At 54.1% G+C, this 17,668-nt stretch carries 13 protein-coding genes; all 13 read left to right on the forward strand.

Annotation, left to right across the window (positions count from 1 at the left end):
• Positions 1-1,347 carry a type VI secretion system baseplate subunit TssK gene (gene tssK / locus AAIE02_RS00660; protein WP_166866556.1) on the forward strand — a complete coding sequence of 449 codons (1,347 nt, stop codon included), beginning with the start codon at positions 1-3 and terminating at the stop codon, positions 1,345-1,347.
• Positions 1,347-2,714 (forward strand): type VI secretion system protein TssL, long form, encoded by a 1,368-nt coding sequence (gene tssL / locus AAIE02_RS00665; RefSeq protein ID WP_166994311.1) that lies wholly within the window; start codon positions 1,347-1,349, stop codon positions 2,712-2,714. The genes tssK and tssL overlap by 1 nt, the downstream gene beginning before the upstream one ends.
• An 11-nt stretch (positions 2,715-2,725) precedes the next feature.
• The gene (tssM, locus tag AAIE02_RS00670; protein ID WP_498531799.1) at positions 2,726-6,559 is read left to right on the forward strand and encodes a type VI secretion system membrane subunit TssM; all 3,834 of its coding nucleotides are present in this window, start codon (positions 2,726-2,728) and stop codon (positions 6,557-6,559) included.
• 28 nt (positions 6,560-6,587) lie between these two features.
• The gene (locus AAIE02_RS00675) at positions 6,588-7,280 is read left to right on the forward strand and encodes a hypothetical protein (protein WP_008454376.1); all 693 of its coding nucleotides are present in this window, start codon (positions 6,588-6,590) and stop codon (positions 7,278-7,280) included.
• 60 nt (positions 7,281-7,340) lie between these two features.
• A complete protein-coding gene (locus tag AAIE02_RS00680) occupies positions 7,341-9,806 on the forward strand; it encodes a type VI secretion system Vgr family protein (protein WP_498532639.1) in 2,466 nt (821 codons plus the stop codon).
• A 67-nt stretch (positions 9,807-9,873) separates the two neighbouring features.
• Complete coding sequence (locus AAIE02_RS00685) at positions 9,874-10,137, forward strand: PAAR domain-containing protein (protein WP_008454379.1); 264 nt, start codon at positions 9,874-9,876, stop codon at positions 10,135-10,137.
• Between the two features lie 3 nt (positions 10,138-10,140).
• Complete coding sequence (locus tag AAIE02_RS00690) at positions 10,141-10,983, forward strand: TagK domain-containing protein (RefSeq protein WP_498531800.1); 843 nt, start codon at positions 10,141-10,143, stop codon at positions 10,981-10,983.
• 14 nt (positions 10,984-10,997) lie between these two features.
• Positions 10,998-11,798 (forward strand): type VI secretion system accessory protein TagJ, encoded by an 801-nt coding sequence (locus AAIE02_RS00695; RefSeq protein ID WP_498531801.1) that lies wholly within the window; start codon positions 10,998-11,000, stop codon positions 11,796-11,798.
• Positions 11,785-12,288 carry a type VI secretion system baseplate subunit TssE gene (locus AAIE02_RS00700; RefSeq protein WP_498531802.1) on the forward strand — a complete coding sequence of 168 codons (504 nt, stop codon included), beginning with the start codon at positions 11,785-11,787 and terminating at the stop codon, positions 12,286-12,288. The genes AAIE02_RS00695 and AAIE02_RS00700 overlap by 14 nt, the downstream gene beginning before the upstream one ends.
• Before the next feature lie 627 nt (positions 12,289-12,915).
• Positions 12,916-13,524 (forward strand): helix-turn-helix transcriptional regulator, encoded by a 609-nt coding sequence (locus AAIE02_RS00705; protein WP_008454387.1) that lies wholly within the window; start codon positions 12,916-12,918, stop codon positions 13,522-13,524.
• Positions 13,525-13,553: 29 nt separating this feature from the next.
• Entirely contained in the window at positions 13,554-16,445 is a 2,892-nt protein-coding gene (locus AAIE02_RS00710; protein ID WP_498531803.1) for an autotransporter outer membrane beta-barrel domain-containing protein, read from the forward strand.
• A 65-nt stretch (positions 16,446-16,510) separates the two neighbouring features.
• The gene (locus tag AAIE02_RS00715) at positions 16,511-17,071 is read left to right on the forward strand and encodes a helix-turn-helix domain-containing protein (RefSeq protein ID WP_008454391.1); all 561 of its coding nucleotides are present in this window, start codon (positions 16,511-16,513) and stop codon (positions 17,069-17,071) included.
• A 50-nt stretch (positions 17,072-17,121) separates the two neighbouring features.
• Positions 17,122-17,628 (forward strand): GNAT family N-acetyltransferase, encoded by a 507-nt coding sequence (locus AAIE02_RS00720; protein ID WP_286180278.1) that lies wholly within the window; start codon positions 17,122-17,124, stop codon positions 17,626-17,628.
• The last annotated feature ends 40 nt before the right edge of the window (positions 17,629-17,668 follow it).

Genomic DNA, 17,668 nt, shown 5'->3' on the forward strand with positions numbered 1-17,668 from the left:
ATGAGAACAAATAAAGTCGTCTGGAGTGAAGGGCTGTTTTTGCGCCCGCAGCTTTTTCAACAGCAAGAACGCTACTTTGAATATTTTGCCCACAAAAGAGCGTCGACGCTCAGCCCTTTCTTTTGGGGGTTTTCGCAGTACGAAATCGATCGTGAGGCTTTGTCATACGGCAAACTGGTGCTGCGCGCCGCGCGCGGCGTCCTGCCCGACGGCACGCCGTTCGATGTCCCCGATCATGCCGATTTGCCTGAGCCGCTGACGATCCTGCCTGAACATCTGGGCAAAATGATCTATCTGGCGGTGCCGCTGCGTCTGGATAACAGCGATGAAACGATCTTCAGCCAGCATGACGCCAGCTCGCTGGCGCGTTTCCGCGCTCAGGAAGCCGAACTCTGCGATACCAACGCCATTCGCCAGGGGCCAAAACCCGTACAGATTGCCCAACTGAGGCTCAAGCTGGTCTCTGAAACTGAAATGACCGAATCCTGGATTGGTCTTCCGCTGACGCGGGTGAAAGCGATTCAGCCAGACGGGAGCGTGCTGCTTCACACGGATGACTACATCCCGCCGGTGACCGGCTATGCGGCGAATCCTTTGCTGGGTGAATGGCTGACGCACCTTAATGGTCTGGTAAAAATGCGTGCCGGCATGCTGGCTAATCGCCTCTCCTCCTCTGACGGCAAAGCCAGCGCCAGCGCCGAAATTGTTGATTACCTGCTGCTGCAGATCTTCAACAAGTACGAGCCGATTCTCGACCATTTACGCCACATACCCGAGCTACCGCCCATTGTGCTTTACGAAGAGCTGGCCAAGCTGGCAGGGGAGCTTTCGACCTTTGTTCGAACCAAAACGCGTCGGCCAAAACCTGCGCCGGGATACGATCATGCGCGGCTTTATCCTTCGATCCGTCCTCTGGTCGATGATGTACACGATTTGCTGAACCAGATTCTGGTTCGTGCGGGCCAGCTCATTGACCTGCAGGCGAAAGGCAACGGCGTGTGGGCGGCTTCCGTGCTGCCGAACGAGCTGCGCTCCTTCTCTAACCTGGTGCTGGCCGTTCACGCGCAGCTGCCGATGGATGTGCTGCATCAGCAGTTCCAGGCCCAGGCCAAAATCAGCGCGCCACAGCAGCTGCACGAGCTGGTGCGCTCCCACCTGCCGGGGCTGGTTCTGCAGGGGCTGCCGGTACCGCCGCGGCAGATTCCCTACAGCACCGGGTACGTGTATTTCGAGTTGCTTAAAAACGGACCTTTCTGGGAAAAAATCTCGGCAACCGGCGCGCTGGCGCTGCACGTTGCCGGTGAGTTCCCTGGCCTGAAAATGGAACTTTGGGGAATCCGGACCTGATGAAAGACGAGATTAATCAGCACGCTACGCCAACGCCGGGGGGCATGCAGGATGACGATACCTCTCCTCAGGCGCTGGGCCGTTTTCTTCTTGATGAGCAGGGGGACTGGATCCAGGAGCCGGAAGCCACGCCGACGGCTCAGGGCCGCGCCGGGGAAAATAGCGAGACCAGGACAGGCGATGACCGGGCGTTAAGAAGCGAAAGCGTTCAGCAGCGCATGATCAAGGTCAGCGCCGCTGAGAATCCGCTGCTTGAAGCCGCTCAGCCGCTGCTGCGTGCGCTGAGCGATATGCCGGAGCAGATTGGCGATTTAACGCACGTTGAGATCCTGAAAAATACGCTTAAGAGCCAGATTAATCTCTTCGGCATCGTCTGCGATGAAGTGAACATCCCGTGGAAAAAAATGGCAATAGTTCGCTATTGCCTGTGCACCGCGCTGGATGAAGCGGCACACACCGCGCCGTGGGGGCTCGAGGCTGGCTGGTCTCAAAGCAACCTGCTCAACCACTTTGAAGGGGATAACGATGGCGGGAACAAGTTCTTCCTGCTCATCGGTCGCCTGTCGATGAACCCGACCGAGTTTGCTGACGTCCTTGAGGTCCTGCTGCGCATCCTTGGCCTCGGCTTCGAGGGCCGATACAGCATCATTGAGGACGGGGATCGCCAGCTCACCAAGATCCGCCAGCGCCTGTTGACCCTGGTACAAAGCACGCGCAACACCACGCCGCCTGCATTGTCACCGCACGGACTTCAGCCTCATGGCCCGGCCCGGCGGGAAAGGCTGATTGTACCTGTCCGGCTGACCGCGCTTTGCGCGGGCATTCTGGTGGCCTCGGCCTTTATCTGGTGTAAGTACTCGTTGCTGGTGAATAGTACGAGAATCATCAGCGATATCAATGCGATGAAGAATATTAAGGTCAGCGCGCCGCCGGTGAAAATGCGGCTCAGACTGAGCGTTTTGCTCCGCAATGAAATTCAACGGCAGCTGCTTAGCGTCGATGAAACGCAAAAGCAAAGCAAAGTCGTGTTGAAGGGCGATTCCCTGTTCTTATCCGGCTCAACCAAAGTCCAGCCTGAGATGATCAACGTGATTGAACGCGTGGCCCGTGAAGTCCGTCGCGTTAACGGCGATCTGGTGATTGTCGGCCACACCGACGCCACGCCGATCAGCCGGCCGGGCTTACCCAACAACGTAGTGCTTTCAGAAAAACGAGCCGCCGAAGTGGCCCGCTACTTTATTGAGGCGGGCGTGCCGGAGAGCAAAGTGAAAGTCGAAGGGGTGGGCAGCAGCCAGCCGGTGGCCTCTGATGCTACCGCTCAGGGACGGGCGAAGAATCGCCGCGTAGAGTTTTTTGTCACGTATTAACGAGAGCGACAATGTCTTATTTGAATAGAGTCTTCGCGGCGCGGTTTTTGAAGACGCTGCTGATTATGTGCTGTATCGGGCTATTGGTTGCCGCTATCTGGTTCCTGGGGCCGTTCTTTGGGTTTGGCGAGTCGCGCCCGCTGCTTAGCGTTGAGTCACGCATTATTTTTATCCTGCTGGCGGCATTTTGCCTCGCCGGGATCTGGCTACGCTGGCCGGTCTTCATCATGGTGATTGCGGCACTTTGCGTGGTGGTCTGGGTGCTGGGGCCGTTCCTCCTGGTGGGCGAAAAACATCCGCTGGAGCCGGTGAGCATCAGGCTGATGGTCATTGCAGTTATGCTGTTTTTGGCGCTGCTTTACGGCCTGTGGTTGCTGCTGCTGGCGCTGAAAGACAACCCAAAACTGCTGGATAAACTCACCCGCGGCAAGACGTCTACGGTTGAAAATGATACGTCAGAAGCGGCTGCCGCCATTGGCAACGCCGTCGACTATGTGAACAAAAATCGCAGTACGCTCTCTTTTTTCCAGCGTGTGATTTTAGCGCGTAAGCCGCTCGATCTGCTGCCGTGGTACATGGTGCTCGGCACTGATGATGCCGGGAAAACTTCGGCGATTCTGGCTTCCGGACAGAACTTCCCGGTGCCGGAGCAGCTTAATCAAGTGGGCAAATCCGCCGTGCAGACGCGTAACTGCAAATGCTGGTTCGCCAATGACGCCATCTATGTGGATACCGCAGGCAAGTACGTTAGTGATCCTGAGCAAAGCCTTAGTGAGTGGCGGGCCATACTCAAAGCGTTAAAAAAACACAGGCCGGTCAAAGCGCTGAATGGCGCCGTCGTCACTTTTTCCGCCGCCGATCTCCTGGGGCGAAGCACCGCCGAACTTTTTGAGCTGGCGGCGAGCCTGCGTGCCCGAATTGAGGATCTGCGCCAGACGCTGGGCGTGCGTTTCCCGGTTTATGTCCTCGTCACCAAACTCGATCAGCTTCCCGGTTTTGCCGAGTATTTCAGGATCCTGACCGAGCAGGAACGTGAGCAGGTCTGGGGCGTGACTTTCCCTTACGGCGAGGCGCGCACCGAGCCTGTATCCGAGCTGAGCGGGCAAATCAGAGACGAGCTGGCCCTGCTGGAAGAGAGGATCGAGCGTGACATGATCGTTCGTCAGCAGGAAGAGTACGACAACCGCGATCGCAAAAAAATGTATGCCCTGCCGCAGGACTTCCATCTGCTCTCCGGCCTGGTGGCGGATGTGGTGCATAACATCTTCTTTGCCTCCCGCTACAACGAGTCGCAGAGCTATACCCTGCTGCGCGGGATCTATTTCTGTAGCAGCCATCAGCCGGTCGACTTTAGCCTGGTGAATAACCAAAGCATCATGCGCAAGTGGTTCAACTACGTGGAGCATAAAACGCCGCCGGTGATGGCCACCCTGATTGCGCAGCCAAAAGACAGGGACTTCCTGATAAGCGACGTTTCATACGGGCGTCAGTACTTCCTTAAGCAGTTGTTCAGTGACGTGATCGTCAAAGACAAAGACCTGGCGCGCCATAACCTGGCGAATGAATCGAAGTTCCGTTTACAGCGTTTACTGGGCCACACGCTTAGCGTTGTTATCGCCTTTATTCTGCTGAATGGCTTCTACAACAGCTACGGGAACAACAGCGAATACCTCGCCGAGGTGAAGAGCCGGGTTGCCGTTTTGGGCGGCGAGGTCAATCGATTCGTCAGTTCGGCAAACGATAATTTGCTGCCGCGTACCTTAATGCTGGCGCAGTCTTTGCCGGAGTATGGCTCTCTCGACGTCTTTAACCCGACCCTCGACTGGCGCTATGGCTTGTACACCGGCACGGATGTGGTTGAGGCCTCGGGTTCGCTGTACCAGTATTTCCTGCAGCGTCTACTGCTGCCGCAGATTGAACAGCAGGCCACGCTGGCGTTACAGGAAGCGGTCGATGGCGGAAAACCTGAACGTATCTATGACCAGCTGAAGCTGTATCTGCAGGTTTTTGGGCAGGGCAAATTCGATCGTCAGTCTCTGACGGAGAGCATCACTAACCTGTGGGAGGCTCGCGGCAAGCTTCAGCCTTACGAGGAGCGTCAGATCTTTGTTTCCCATCTGAGAAATCTGCTTTCTTCTCCAGAGTGGCGCCGCTATGGCCAGCCCGCTGACGACGGGCTGGTGAAATATGCGCGCGCCATACTGCAGCGTCAGGACCTGGCCAGTCGGCTGTATGAGCGTCTCAAAGACGCCGCCGCTCAGGATGCGCCTGCTGATTTAACGCTCAGTGACATGGCGAAGTCACGCAGCGGTGAGCTTTTCTCCGTGATTGATGAACACGCTGAAATCGCCATTCCCGGTCTATTTACCCGTTCGGGTTACTACGACGTGTTTAAAAAAAAAATGGATCCAGGCCTGATGTGGCTGGAGCGTGAGGATGCCTGGGTGTCCGGGAATGGGGAAGAGCAGGGCAGCCAGGAGGCAAAGCCGCAGGTAAAAATGGCCGGCAACGGCGTGCTGGTTAATCCCATACAGCAGCAGGTTCTGGCGCTCTATCTCGATGAGTACACGCGGCACTGGCAGGATTTTCTCAGCAATATTCGTATCAAAACGGACGTACTGCCGCTGGGCTACGGCAGCGCGGGAGTGGCGGCAGATATTTATATGCTGCGGGCGCTGAGCGCCTCTGATTCTCCGCTGGCAAGCCTGGTGACCCGGGCGGTGCGGGAAACGACGCTGGTCGGGAAAGAGGATAAATCGCTGCTCGATAACGTCCCGAATAAAGGACGGATCCTGAATGCCGCCGCTAAGGTCAGCCTGGCCTATGCCGCGATGGAAAAAAAGCTGCTGCGGGAGCGGGTGGATGACCACTTTTCTCCACTACGCGAGTTTGTGACCGGCAGCCGTGAACCGGCTGAAGGAGAGCGTAACGCGGGGCCGGGGGCGGAGCTGAGCAAGCTGCTTGGCGCGTTAAGCGAGCAGTACACGCTGTTCGTTATTTACGATGATGCGCTGAAGAACGGTAATGCCGTGGCGTTATCCGGCACGGCCAGAAAAATTGGCGCAGAGTCGCAAACCTGGCCCGATCCGTTACCGAATGTGATTGCCCCTCTGCTGGACGGGGCATGGACGCGGGCCAACCAGGAAGCCATCGCCAAAAGCAGCGAAGGGATAGATGAAAACCTGGGGCGCGTTTGCCGCGCAACTTTGCAGGGGCGTTACCCGTTTGCCTGGAGCCAGCGTGACGTAAAACCGTCTGATTTCGAACGCTTCTTTGCCGCGGGTGGCCTGGTGGATGAGTACTTCAAAAAGAACCTGGCGGACAAGGTGGATACCTCTTCGCATCCGTGGCGCTTTAAAGGTGACGTCGAGGGCAACGAAGACACTCTGGAGGTGTTTGAGCAGGCCGCTGAGATTCGCGACGCGTTCTTCCAGTCTGAAGGCGGGCGCAAACTTTCCCTCACCTTCGACATTACGGTGCCTTATTTGGATCCGGCCATTACGCAGCTGAACATGAATTTTGACGGCAAACAGGTGAGCTATGCCCACTGGCCGGTTGCCCCTGTTTCTCTCGTCTGGCCTGCCTCGCGCATGACGTCAAGGGTCAGCATCAATGCGACTCCGCGCGTGACGGCGGGCACCTCGTCCCTGAGCTTCAGCGGGCCGTGGGCATTGTTCCGCTGGATGGACAGCGCCGACGATATGGTGGCCAGCGAAGGTGATGACACGGTGCTGGTTTATAAGCTGGATTCGCGACGGGCAAATATTCAGGTTTCAGGCCTGACCTATAAAGACATCCCCGTCCGGGATCTCTTAAAAGCGTTTCGCTGCCCCGGAGACGCATAGCCGTCTCCACCATTCGCCAGAGGAAAATATGTTGCTACGCCTGTATTTACTTGTTGATGAGTCGCGGGCTGGCCTGTTTCGCAGAAGAGGGAAAAAGCAGCGAGAGGTGCGCTCCATTATTACCCAACAGATTCTGCCGGGCATTGGCTCCTCATTACCGGACGACTATTTACCTGAGCACTATCCGTGGTCGTTTGTTATTTCGTCACCTTCGTCGCGAGGGCACGACGCTTATTGCGGTGCTTTTATGCTGCGGCCTGGAAAAGGAGGCGTTCCCTCGCTGGTCATTATTTATGGCGAAGCGCCCTGGCCGTGGCTGAAGAAAAATTTGCAGGATGAATGTCCACTGCCCTTTTGGGCATCAAGGATTTTAAACAATGTGCCCGATAGCGACGTGGCCGGGCAAAACTGGCGCCCGCTGTGGCAGTGGGTTAAAGCGCTGAGGCGAGCGTATTCGCCGCTCTGGGAGAAGCTGGTGCTGACGCCAGCCTGGCAGTTCAAAAATCATTCTCAGGTGTTACTCAGGGAGGGGTCACAGGAAGATTATCGCATTCATAACCGTGATGGTGTTGAGGCTATGCCGTGGAAGAACTGGCCCGACTGTATTGAGCAGGAGGCGGGTATCTGGATTTGGCGGCAAAGCCGGCACAGAAAAATAGTGGATTCTCAGAGGATCCCTTTACGACGCGCTGAGGCTAAACCGCCCGACGCATCCTTCTAAGTTATTGACAACGCATCGGGTGATTACATGTCACGCACTATTAGATTAAGCAGCCCGGCGATGCCTGTGCTGCTTGGGGAACCCGCGCTGGTTATCTCGAAGCTGGAAGGGGAAGAGTCACTTTCCTCCCTCTACAGCTACGCGATTACCGCTAAAACGCCAGCCAATCCCCAAATACCCTGGCAGTCAGCTTCTAATGTCGACCTGAAGTCGCTGATTGGTAAAGAGATGACGGTTCATATTGAACTCGACGGGAATGGGTTGGGAGACGTTCACGGTGTCGGTCAGGAGATTCGTGAAATTTCCGGCATGGTTCAGCGTGCCCGCTATGTTGGCCGCGACGGCTATCAGGCGTTGTATGAAGTTATTATTCGCCCCTGGCTGCACCTCGCTGAGCTGACGGCTGACTTTAAAATTTTCCAGCAAAAATCGGTGGTGACCATTATCGATGAGGTGCTGGGCGACTATAACTTCCCGTTTGAGAAGCGCCTTGCAGGGAATTATCCGCTTCTCGATTTCCAGGTTCAGTATGGCGAAACGGATTTCAATTTTATTGAACGCCTGATGGAAGAGTGGGGGATCTATTGGTTCTTCGAGCATAGCGAGGGCAGTCATAAGCTGATCCTCGTGGATAACGTGGGCGCGCATAAGCGATTCTCCAGCGAGGCTTATCACGTTATTCAGTACGCTTCAGACCGTCCAAAAATGGATCAGGAATACGTCAGCCAGTTCCATTTCCAGGAGACCATTACTTCCGGGAAATGGGTAACGAATGACTACGACTTCACCAAATCACGCGCCGATATCATGGCGCTGGACAGCAAACCTCGGAAGACCAGCTTCAACCAGATGGAGATCTTCCACTGGCCGGGAGATTACGAACAGCCGAGCATCGGGGAGCAGCTTGCGCGCGTCCGCATGGAAGAGCGTGGCGCCTTAGGCTCCCGCTGTGAAGGTTCCGGTGAACTTCGTGGGATTGTCTGCGGCTGCGACTTTGAGCTTGTTAACTATCCCGTTGAAAAGGCCAACCGTGAGTACATGGTACTGCGTAGCCATTTGCTGGTTGAGGAAATCGATCAGCTCTCGTCGCACGATGAATTCCTTTATAGCTGTAACTTTACCGTTCAGCCGACGACCAAGATTTATCGTCACCCGATGACGGTGGCGAGGCCAAAAACCAGCGGTCCACAAACGGCTATCGTCGTTGGCCCTCCGGGGGAAGAGATCTGGACCGATGAATATGGCCGGGTAAAAGTCCGTTTTCTTTGGGATCGCTACGGCAAAAACCGTGAATCGGACTCCTGCTGGCTGCGAGTGAGCCAGGCCTGGGCCGGCAACAATTTCGGTGGGATTTACATTCCCCGCATTGGTCACGAAGTGATTGTTGATTTTATCAATGGCGATCCTGACAGGCCGCTTATCACCGGCAGCCTCTACAACAACGTCACCATGCCGCCCTGGGATCTCCCGGTTAACGCCACCCAGAGCGGGCTGGTTAGCCGGACCGTAGGCGGCGGTCGCAGCAACTTTAACGGGATCCGTTTTGAGGATAAGCCGGGGCTGGAGCAGTACTGGGAGCAGGCTGAACGCAACATGAGTCGCCTGACGAAACAGAACGAAGACCAGACCATAGGCATGAACTCTAACGTGAATGTTGGCCTGTCGCGCAACCTCTTTGTCGGGGCCAACTACATGTCTGACGTTATCGGGAACAGCAGCGCCATTATCGGTGCGGCGCTGGCAATCCAGGTGGGCGGCAGCCAAAGCGACAATGTTTTAGGGGCAAAAGGCATCAACGTCGGCGGCGCATTTATGACTGCCGTTGGGGGCTACCATTCGCTTTCCGTTGGGGGCGCACATCAGGTCAATGTAGGCGGTTACCATTCCCTGGCCGTTGGGGGCGCGAGCACCATGGTGGCCGGCGGGGCGATGACGCTTTCCGCGGGGGGCGAGCTGGTTATTTCCGCGAAGAAAATCAAAATCGTCGGCTCAGACCAGGTGATTATCCAGGGCGGCGAAGTGGATATTAACCCTGGCGACTGCGGTGACAACTGCGGAGGCGGCGGTGGCGGTGGCGGCGGTGGCGGTATGATTGGTTTGCCGGGGCTGCCGGCTATTACGGCTCTGTTTGGTGTGGTTATTCCTTTACCACCGCTGCCAACGCCAGAGCCGCCGCCGCCGCCGCCAACGATAACGCCAACTCAACCGCCGACGGAAACGCCGACGGAGACACCGACGGAAACGCCGACGGAAACCCCAACGGAAACCCCAACGGAAACACCGACGGAGACGCCAACGGAGACACCGACGGAAACGCCAACGGAAACGCCGACGGAAACGCCGACGGAAACGCCAACGGAAACACCGACGGAAACGCCAACGGAGACACCAACGGAGACACCGACGGAAACGCCGACGGAAACGCCGACGGAAACGCCAACGGAGACACCAACGGAGACACCAACGGAGACACCGACGGAAACGCCAACGGAGACGCCGACCGGAAGTGAAACAATAGAGCCTTAACATTCAAATGATTACGGCGGTGGTTCGTTTGCCTCCGCCCTGACTGTTTTATTAAGGAGTGCGAACGATGCAAAACGCAGGACGAGTAGGCGATGCGACCGCGCATGGCGGAGCATTATGCAGTGGATCGGGTGATGTTTATATCAACGGATTGCCGGCGGCAATGGCTGGTATGAGCGTCGCGCCTTGTGCTTTGGGGCACGGGGCAGCCCCCGTAGCGACAGGCTCCGGGTCGGTCTTTATCAACGGTTTACCGGCAGCGCGCCTGGGGGACGTGACCGGCTGCGGCGCGGTTGTCGCCACCGGTTCCGGCGATGTCTACATAGGCTAAGCCGTGAATATTCACTTTGAATGGCCTGCTTCACGCCCGCCTGTCGCGCTGCCCAGAAACCTGACGGCCGAGACGGCTGCCGTGTTTGATGTAGCCAGTGGCTGTTTCGGCATCCATAACGCCCATTCCGGGCAGGATGCCGTCATCTTCTACTGGCATCTGGCAAGACCGGTGATGTTAAGCCTTTGCTTGCACCATGTGTGCCTGCTTGATGGCTGCGAAGTGGCCTATGGGTGCAGCCAGCCGCTGAACGATAAAAGCCAGCTGCAGCTAGGCCACTTCAAACTGGGCTTTGTCAGCCAGGACAGCACTGACGTCGATGAGCAAACTTTCTATCGGCTGATTTACCCCGGTGGTGCATGGCAGTCTGCGGATAAGGTGCCTGAGGTTGAAGATATCCTGCCCAACGGCGGGCATTACATCAACGACTTACGCTATTTCAATGACGTTATCCTCGCGCAGGCCAGGGGCAATGATGTGCTGAAAACGCTTGAGGTTGAATACAAGCGTTTTCTCATCTGGCGCGAGCAGGATGGCGGCTATTCAGGTGGAATGGCTCAGCATGCCGATTACATCATCAAAACGGATCTGCGGTTTGATGATGTCAACGCGCAAATCAAAGGCAAGACGCTGACCGAATGTATTGTTGCTAAAGATTTTCTCATGGAGAAGGTGTGGCCAGAGCTGGAACGTGGCGAAGCGGCGGATGACATTTTTAGCGCGGAGGAAAAAACCGACTTGCTGCTTGCCCTGTCGCCCGAGCACATTGCGGCCAAAGGAAAAAATACGGTGCCTGAGCTGGTATTTCAGGACTTCAATAAAGTGGGTCTGGACTCTTATTACTAATTAAAGGAATTGTCATGATGCAGGATTTTACTTCACTTACCCAGGCGCTTAAAAACGCGTCATTGAATGCGCTGCTAGAGCAGGTGCTGGCGCAGGTTAAAACGAATCCACAGGATCTTAAAGCTCGTGAAGTGCTGTTTAAGCTCTACTGCGTCGAGGGGAGCTGGGACAAGGCGCTGTTGCAGCTGCAAACGCTGGCGCTGCTGGACGATGCCCTGCACAAGCAGACAGAGCTGTATAAAAATCTGGTCTTCAGCGAAATGCAGCGTTTGCAGGTTTTAACCGGTGAACGGCAGGCTGCGACGCTGCAGGGAGAAATGCCGTTATGGATGGAAAAGCTCCATCAGGCGAACGTCGAGCATTATCAGGGGCAGACCCGACTGGCGGCGCTTTCTCGCGATGAGGCTTTTGAGCTTGCGCCTGAAAGCGCAGGGCAAAGCGACACGCTGGCGGCATTCAAGTGGATAGCCGACAGCGATGGCCGCCTGGGGCCGGTCTGCGAATTTATTTGTGCAGGAGGCTATCGTTGGCTGCCGTTTGCCTCAATACAAACGCTCAGCGTTTCCACCCCTGGCGATTTGCTTGATCTGATTTGGGTGCCTGCAACCATCAAGGTTGCCGATGAGGTATACCACGGGTATATCCCTGCCCGTTACCCCGTAGAACCTCAGGACGATCAGCAAAAAAAACTGGGACTGAAAACAGAGTGGATAACGCTGTCTGAAGATCTTTCGGCGGGTACCGGGCGTAAAGTGCTGGTGACCGATATTAGCGATCGTTCAATAATGGAAGTTGGCGACATTGTTTTCGAATAATCCCTCAGAACGAAAGCAGCAATATCTTCCCACGCTGCTACAGCGCCTGCAGGACGATGAACCCAAAAGTCCTCACGATCGCGCGAGATTAATTGACATAAAGGGGATGCGGAGTCTGGTTCAAAAGGAGATTGTTGATCTTATTAATCATACCAATATAGAAGATAGACTAAATGAGCAGCAACATAAGCTAATTATGGCTTCTGTTCTCAATTATGGGGTGTCGGCCTTGATAGGCACCCAGGAAAATCACAAGAATTGGAGTGTTATAGAAAAAACGATTCGTAACACTATTTTACGCTTTGAGCCAAGAATTATTCCTGAGACGCTTATCGTCCGCTCACTGCAGGATAAGGAGGGTGTAGCCCGGCATGCCGTTATACCGTTCGAAATCCGCGGGCTCATATACTGGCAGCCCAGGCCGGTTGATTTATGCATGAGCGGGCGTTATGACTTTGAGTCTGAAAAAGTCGATTTGAAGTTGCTATAAGTGCATCACAGATTTACTCTTTGGGGTATGCCCATTTCTGGGTGTTCTTATCTTTAAGAAATGTGGTCGGGCTTTTTTCCTGGCTACTTATCTCAAAATATCCTCATTAGCTAAATCCCCATGCTTCCTGTGTAATAAATTGCTGCGCATTATATTAATGTGCGCGGCTGTTTTTATTGTTTGTAGTTTAAAGTACTATATTTTAGCCTATTATCTAGACGATAATTTTGAAAAAACGCATGTTAATGATATATTTGATCGTTTTATGGGTTGAGGGTAAACTTAAGTCCGACTTCCAACAAAGTCTTAATCTAAGAATAGGAGGGGCGTTTATCCTCCTGCACACAATTTTTGTGTCTCATTAAAATTAGTCTCTATCTCTGGTTGGTTTAATCACATAGGCTGTTTTTCTATCTTTAACAGTATGTTAGCTTAATCTTTCTCATCTTCGTATGGAGGAAAATATTTAAGGAAGGCATTACGTCAGGGGCCGGATAGGTTATGTCTGAATGGCTTAACTTACCATAAGTTGTTTCTATTCGCTCACTTTGTCTTTTCTGACAAGCATTTCGTATGCCCTGGAGTAGCTGCAACTTGGATGGGAATCGCAACACATGGGTGTGAAGTATGTTGAACATATTATTATTGGATTCTAACTATTACCAGACATCGGGACTGAGCCTCTTAATTACTAACCAACTTGCTGATGAAAGCCTCGGTGAGGTCTGTTTTTTATTACCGTCCGAAGAAATGAGTTATGACATCGCTAACATTATCTTTCAGGATGACAGAGTAACGATTCAAATTAATAACCAACGGAATAATGAAGTTTCGTTTGATGGCGGATACAAGGAGAATGAAAAAATAATTGTCCATGTTCCATTTTTAACCAGAAACCAAACGCTTAACGACATATCCATGAAGATCGGCAAGATACTTGCGATTGCGCGTTCGGATTATAACCTGCTCATCAACAAGGAAGAGGCCTACTGGAGCCTGGGGCTAAAGAAATATGCACAGCTCTCTGATACTGAAAATAATGTAATGATTCTGATTGGTCGGGGGTACAACAGCACCGATATTTCAAGGATCCTTAATCGCTCAAGAAAAACCATTAGCACGCATTATCGTAACGCCAGCCGAAAAATGGGGGCGGCAAATAGAGCCGAATTTTATCGGTTCGCATCATTTATTGCCCGCTGCGGACGCGATGAAAGAAACACCCTTTGCCTGTGAGGCAATGATCAACTTAAAAGGAATTGAAAATGAAGTATAAAATATACATCAAATGGAGATTAAACCCCTTACTGCCCCAACGGCTGTGTATTTTAAGCGTACTTGCGGCTGGCTGTTCGCCCGCGTGGGCGGCCAATAATGACACGATTATTATCAACGGCGGTAATAGCACCCTAAGCAACACGACGTTGAATAATGAGGTTACAGGCAATTTTATTGTCCAGGCGCGAAATAATGCGACCGTCTCCGCCTCTCAATTGGTTCTTAATAGTTCCGGAAAGAATGGGGGAGGCGCATGGATAGATAATAGCGAATTCAACGTGCAGGATTTGCAGGTCAACGTGACCGGCAAGGGCGGCAGCGGGGTTTACTTTGCCAATGACAGCCTTGGAACATTAGATAAATTTAACATTACCGGGCAGGACAACGCGCTGGGTCTGGTACTGGACGGTTACTGGACGGCAAACCAGGGAACGTCGGTGGTGCAGGCATCCAATGGGGCGATCGCCACACAGGGCGGCGATGCTATCAGGGTGATGGCCGGGGAGCTGACGCTGAATAACGTCTCTGCCAGTACTGAGGGCGATCACAGCTATGCGGTTAACGCCAATTTAGCCGCAAAAATTGCGATTGAAGGCGGCACTTTCACTACCGAAGGCGCATACAGCGATGCCGTCTGGGTGGCATCCAGGGACTCCTCCGTCGTAGTGAACAACGCGAAAATCACCACAAAAGGGGATAACGCTATTGCCGTTAATGCCCAGCGGGGTGAAGCCCGGATGACCCGCAGTACCATTGAAACGTTGGGGGATAATGCCCACGGTTTGTACAGCGAATACCTGATTACCGGCGATAACCTGTCTGTCACCACTTCGGGCAAAGGCAGCGTGGGCATGTTTACCGCACGCGGTGGGCAAGGCCGCTTAACAAATAGCCATATCTCGACGTCGGGCGAGCTTGCCCCGGGCCTGCTGGCCTACCCCAATGCGCAAATCAAAGCGGACCATGTGCAGATCGAAACCACGGGAAAAACAAGTTTTGGCCTCTGGAGCCAGGGGGGAGAGCTTGACGTCAGGCACAGCACGATTTCTACCACAGGAGAGGACGCGAGCGGCCTCTATGTGAATGGCAGCTCATCGTCAACGGCAATCAGTAACACCGTGACGCTGGAAAATGTGGGGCTGAATGCCGCCCAGGCTCGGGCCATTGACGTTACGGCGACCGAACTGCTGCTGAACGTCAAGGATTCCGACATCAGCGGTGGCAACGGCCAGCTGATGTCGGTGCAGCACTATGATGACGGGGCCAGCGGCGTCAACAACGTCTACAGCAAGGTGACATTTAATGCCGCCAGCAGCGCGCTGAAAGGTGACATTGTGGTGGACGATCCGGCCAATAGCGTGGCGGTAAATCTGACATCCGGCTCCGTGCTGACGGGAGCCGTGACCCATGCATCCTCGCTGATGCTCGACGAGAGCAGCCGCTGGAATATCAATAACCGCTCTGTCGTTGGGCAACTGACCAATAATGGCACGCTCGTTTTTACCGACGAGAACAATTTTGACTCGCTTACCGTAGCAGGCGATTACGCCGGTGATGGCGGGCAGATGGTGATGAACAGCGTGCTTGGCGACGATAATTCTCCGGCGAATAAGCTGATAGTTCAGGGCGACGTCTTGCCCGGCACAACGCACGTTAGCGTGAATAATTTGGGGGGACACGGGGCCAGTACCGTGGAAGGCATCGAACTGGTTGATGTGCAGGGAACGTCCCAAGGCAGCTTCGTTAAGGCGGGCCGTATTGTTGCGGGAGCCTACGACTACGATCTGGTTCGGAAAAACGACAGCTGGTATCTCACCAGCCAGCTTACCCCGGTGGATCCCGAACCTACACCCGAGCCAGATCCTGCACCTACACCCGAACCGAAAGTCGATCCTATCGTTCGACCTGAGGGCGGGAGCTATACGGCTAACCTCGCGGCAGCGAATAACCTGTTTATCATGACCCTGCATGACCGACTCGGAGAGACGCAATTTATTGATGCGTTAACCGGCCAACGGGAGGTGACCAGTCTTTGGCTACGCCAGGTTGGCGGCCACAATGTCTGGCGCGATGGCAGCGGGCAGCTAAAAACACAAAGTAACCGTTACCTGACGCAGATGGGCGGCGACGTGGCTCGCTGGAGCACGGACGGCACCGACCGCTGGCATGTTGGGGTTATGGCGGGTTACGGGAAAAACAGCAGCACGACGGAGAATAGATCCAGCGGCTATCGTTCGAAAGGCACGGTGGACGGCTACAGTATTGGCGGCTACGGCACCTGGTACGCTAACGAAGAGGATCGCACCGGCGCATGGCTGGACAGCTGGCTTCAGTACGGCTGGTTTAATAACGAAGTGAAGGGCGATAGCCTTGCGACGGAAGCCTATAAGTCGCATGGGATAACCGCCTCGCTGGAAGCAGGTTACGCCTGGAAACTGGGCCAGTTTTGGGGCAGCCAGGGTACCGTCAACGAATGGTTTGTGCAGCCACACGCCCAGGCGGTCTGGATGGGCGTTCGCGCAGACAAGCATCAGGAAGAGAACGGCACCCGCGTCCGTCAGGAGGGGGACGGCAATGTGCTGACCCGCTTAGGGGTTAAAACTTGGCTCAAAAGCCACCACGCACGCGATGGCCATAAGCAGCGTGAGTTCCAGCCCTTTGTTGAGCTGAACTGGCTGCACAACACGCGCAGTTTTGCAACAACCCTCGATGAGGTTCGCATCGGCCAGAATGGCGCGACCAATATTGCAGAAGCCAAAGTTGGGCTCGAGGGGCAGATCAGCGCCCGGGTGAATCTGTGGGGTAATGTCGGCGTGCAGATAGGGGATGCGGGCTACAGCGACGCTGCGGCGATGTTTGGTATGAAATACAATTTCTAAGCCCTTAAATTCGGGCAGGTTAGCGCCTGCCCGAATGCTTTTTATGGGTTGAGGTGATGACGGATATGAGAATCGTTGCAAAGGAATGTTTTTATCTGGACGGATTGTTAACGCTGTTAGAAAGAATGCATCTCGACTACACCGAATGGGGTATCTGGATCACCGGACAGCGTTTTATCCCGTTTTTTATTTTTACAGAAAATAACGCCTACGCGCTTTATAACAGCGCGTTTCGACACCGAATACCTTCGCCGTCGATCATATTTTGTTCCGACCGGGCGAAGACTTTCCTTCAGGATATTTGGTACAGGGAAGAAATCTATTTTATTTCGTTGAGCGATGATTGTTATACGATCGGCGGAAAAATCAACTCAGCCATTGCGAAAATACTGTACCCTAAAAGGCAGCGTATCGTGCCTTCCTGCCCGTACTGCCGTTTAGACTGCGATGAAATAAATGTTATTCGCTTTTTGTTAAAAGGCTATAGGCCCGCCATGATTGCAGACTCTCTCAACATAACGATTCGGCAGATCAGCCTCCATAAGCGTTCAGCAATGAGTAAGCTCCAGGTGAAAAGCTTCGCTGAGCTCTACTTTAAGGTTAAGTTATTAGACGCTATCGCTTAAATTCAAATTTTGATGGCAAAAATCTTCTTTGTTGGGGGAAAGGCATGAGTATGAAAATACGTAAAGCAAGGCTGGAAGATGTGCCGCTCTTAGCTGCGTTGGGGAGCGAAAGTTATCGCCATCACTTTGAGCGACACTGGGTTTCTGCTGAGGAGCTTCAGGCTTTTATTGAAGAGGAATACGCTCCGCAGACGCTGGCCGAGAGCCTGGCCTGCCCTGGGGTCAGCTGGTTTATTGCTGAGGTAGAAAAGCCGGTGGGATTTGCCAAAATCAGCTGGAACCTGCCGGTGCCGGAGCATTCGTTTTCCGGCGCCCTGCTTAATAAGCTCTACCTTGCCCCAGGTGAGACGGGGAAAAACTACGGCAAGCTGATTTTCGAAGAAATGCTTCGGCTGGCGCAGCGGCGAGAACAGCATTATCTGTGGCTACAGGTTCTGGAAGGGAACGAAGGCGCCCGGCGCTTTTATGAGGCCCAGGGCATGCGCCACTTAACAAACGAGACGTTTTCCAGCGCCACGCAGACCAGCACCTTATACATTCTCGGCAGAAGTATTTAGCCCGGTGGAATCAGGTTTTAAATCTATGGCCCAACGTCTG

Source organism: Cedecea sp. Ae19-4, assembly GCF_059801165.1.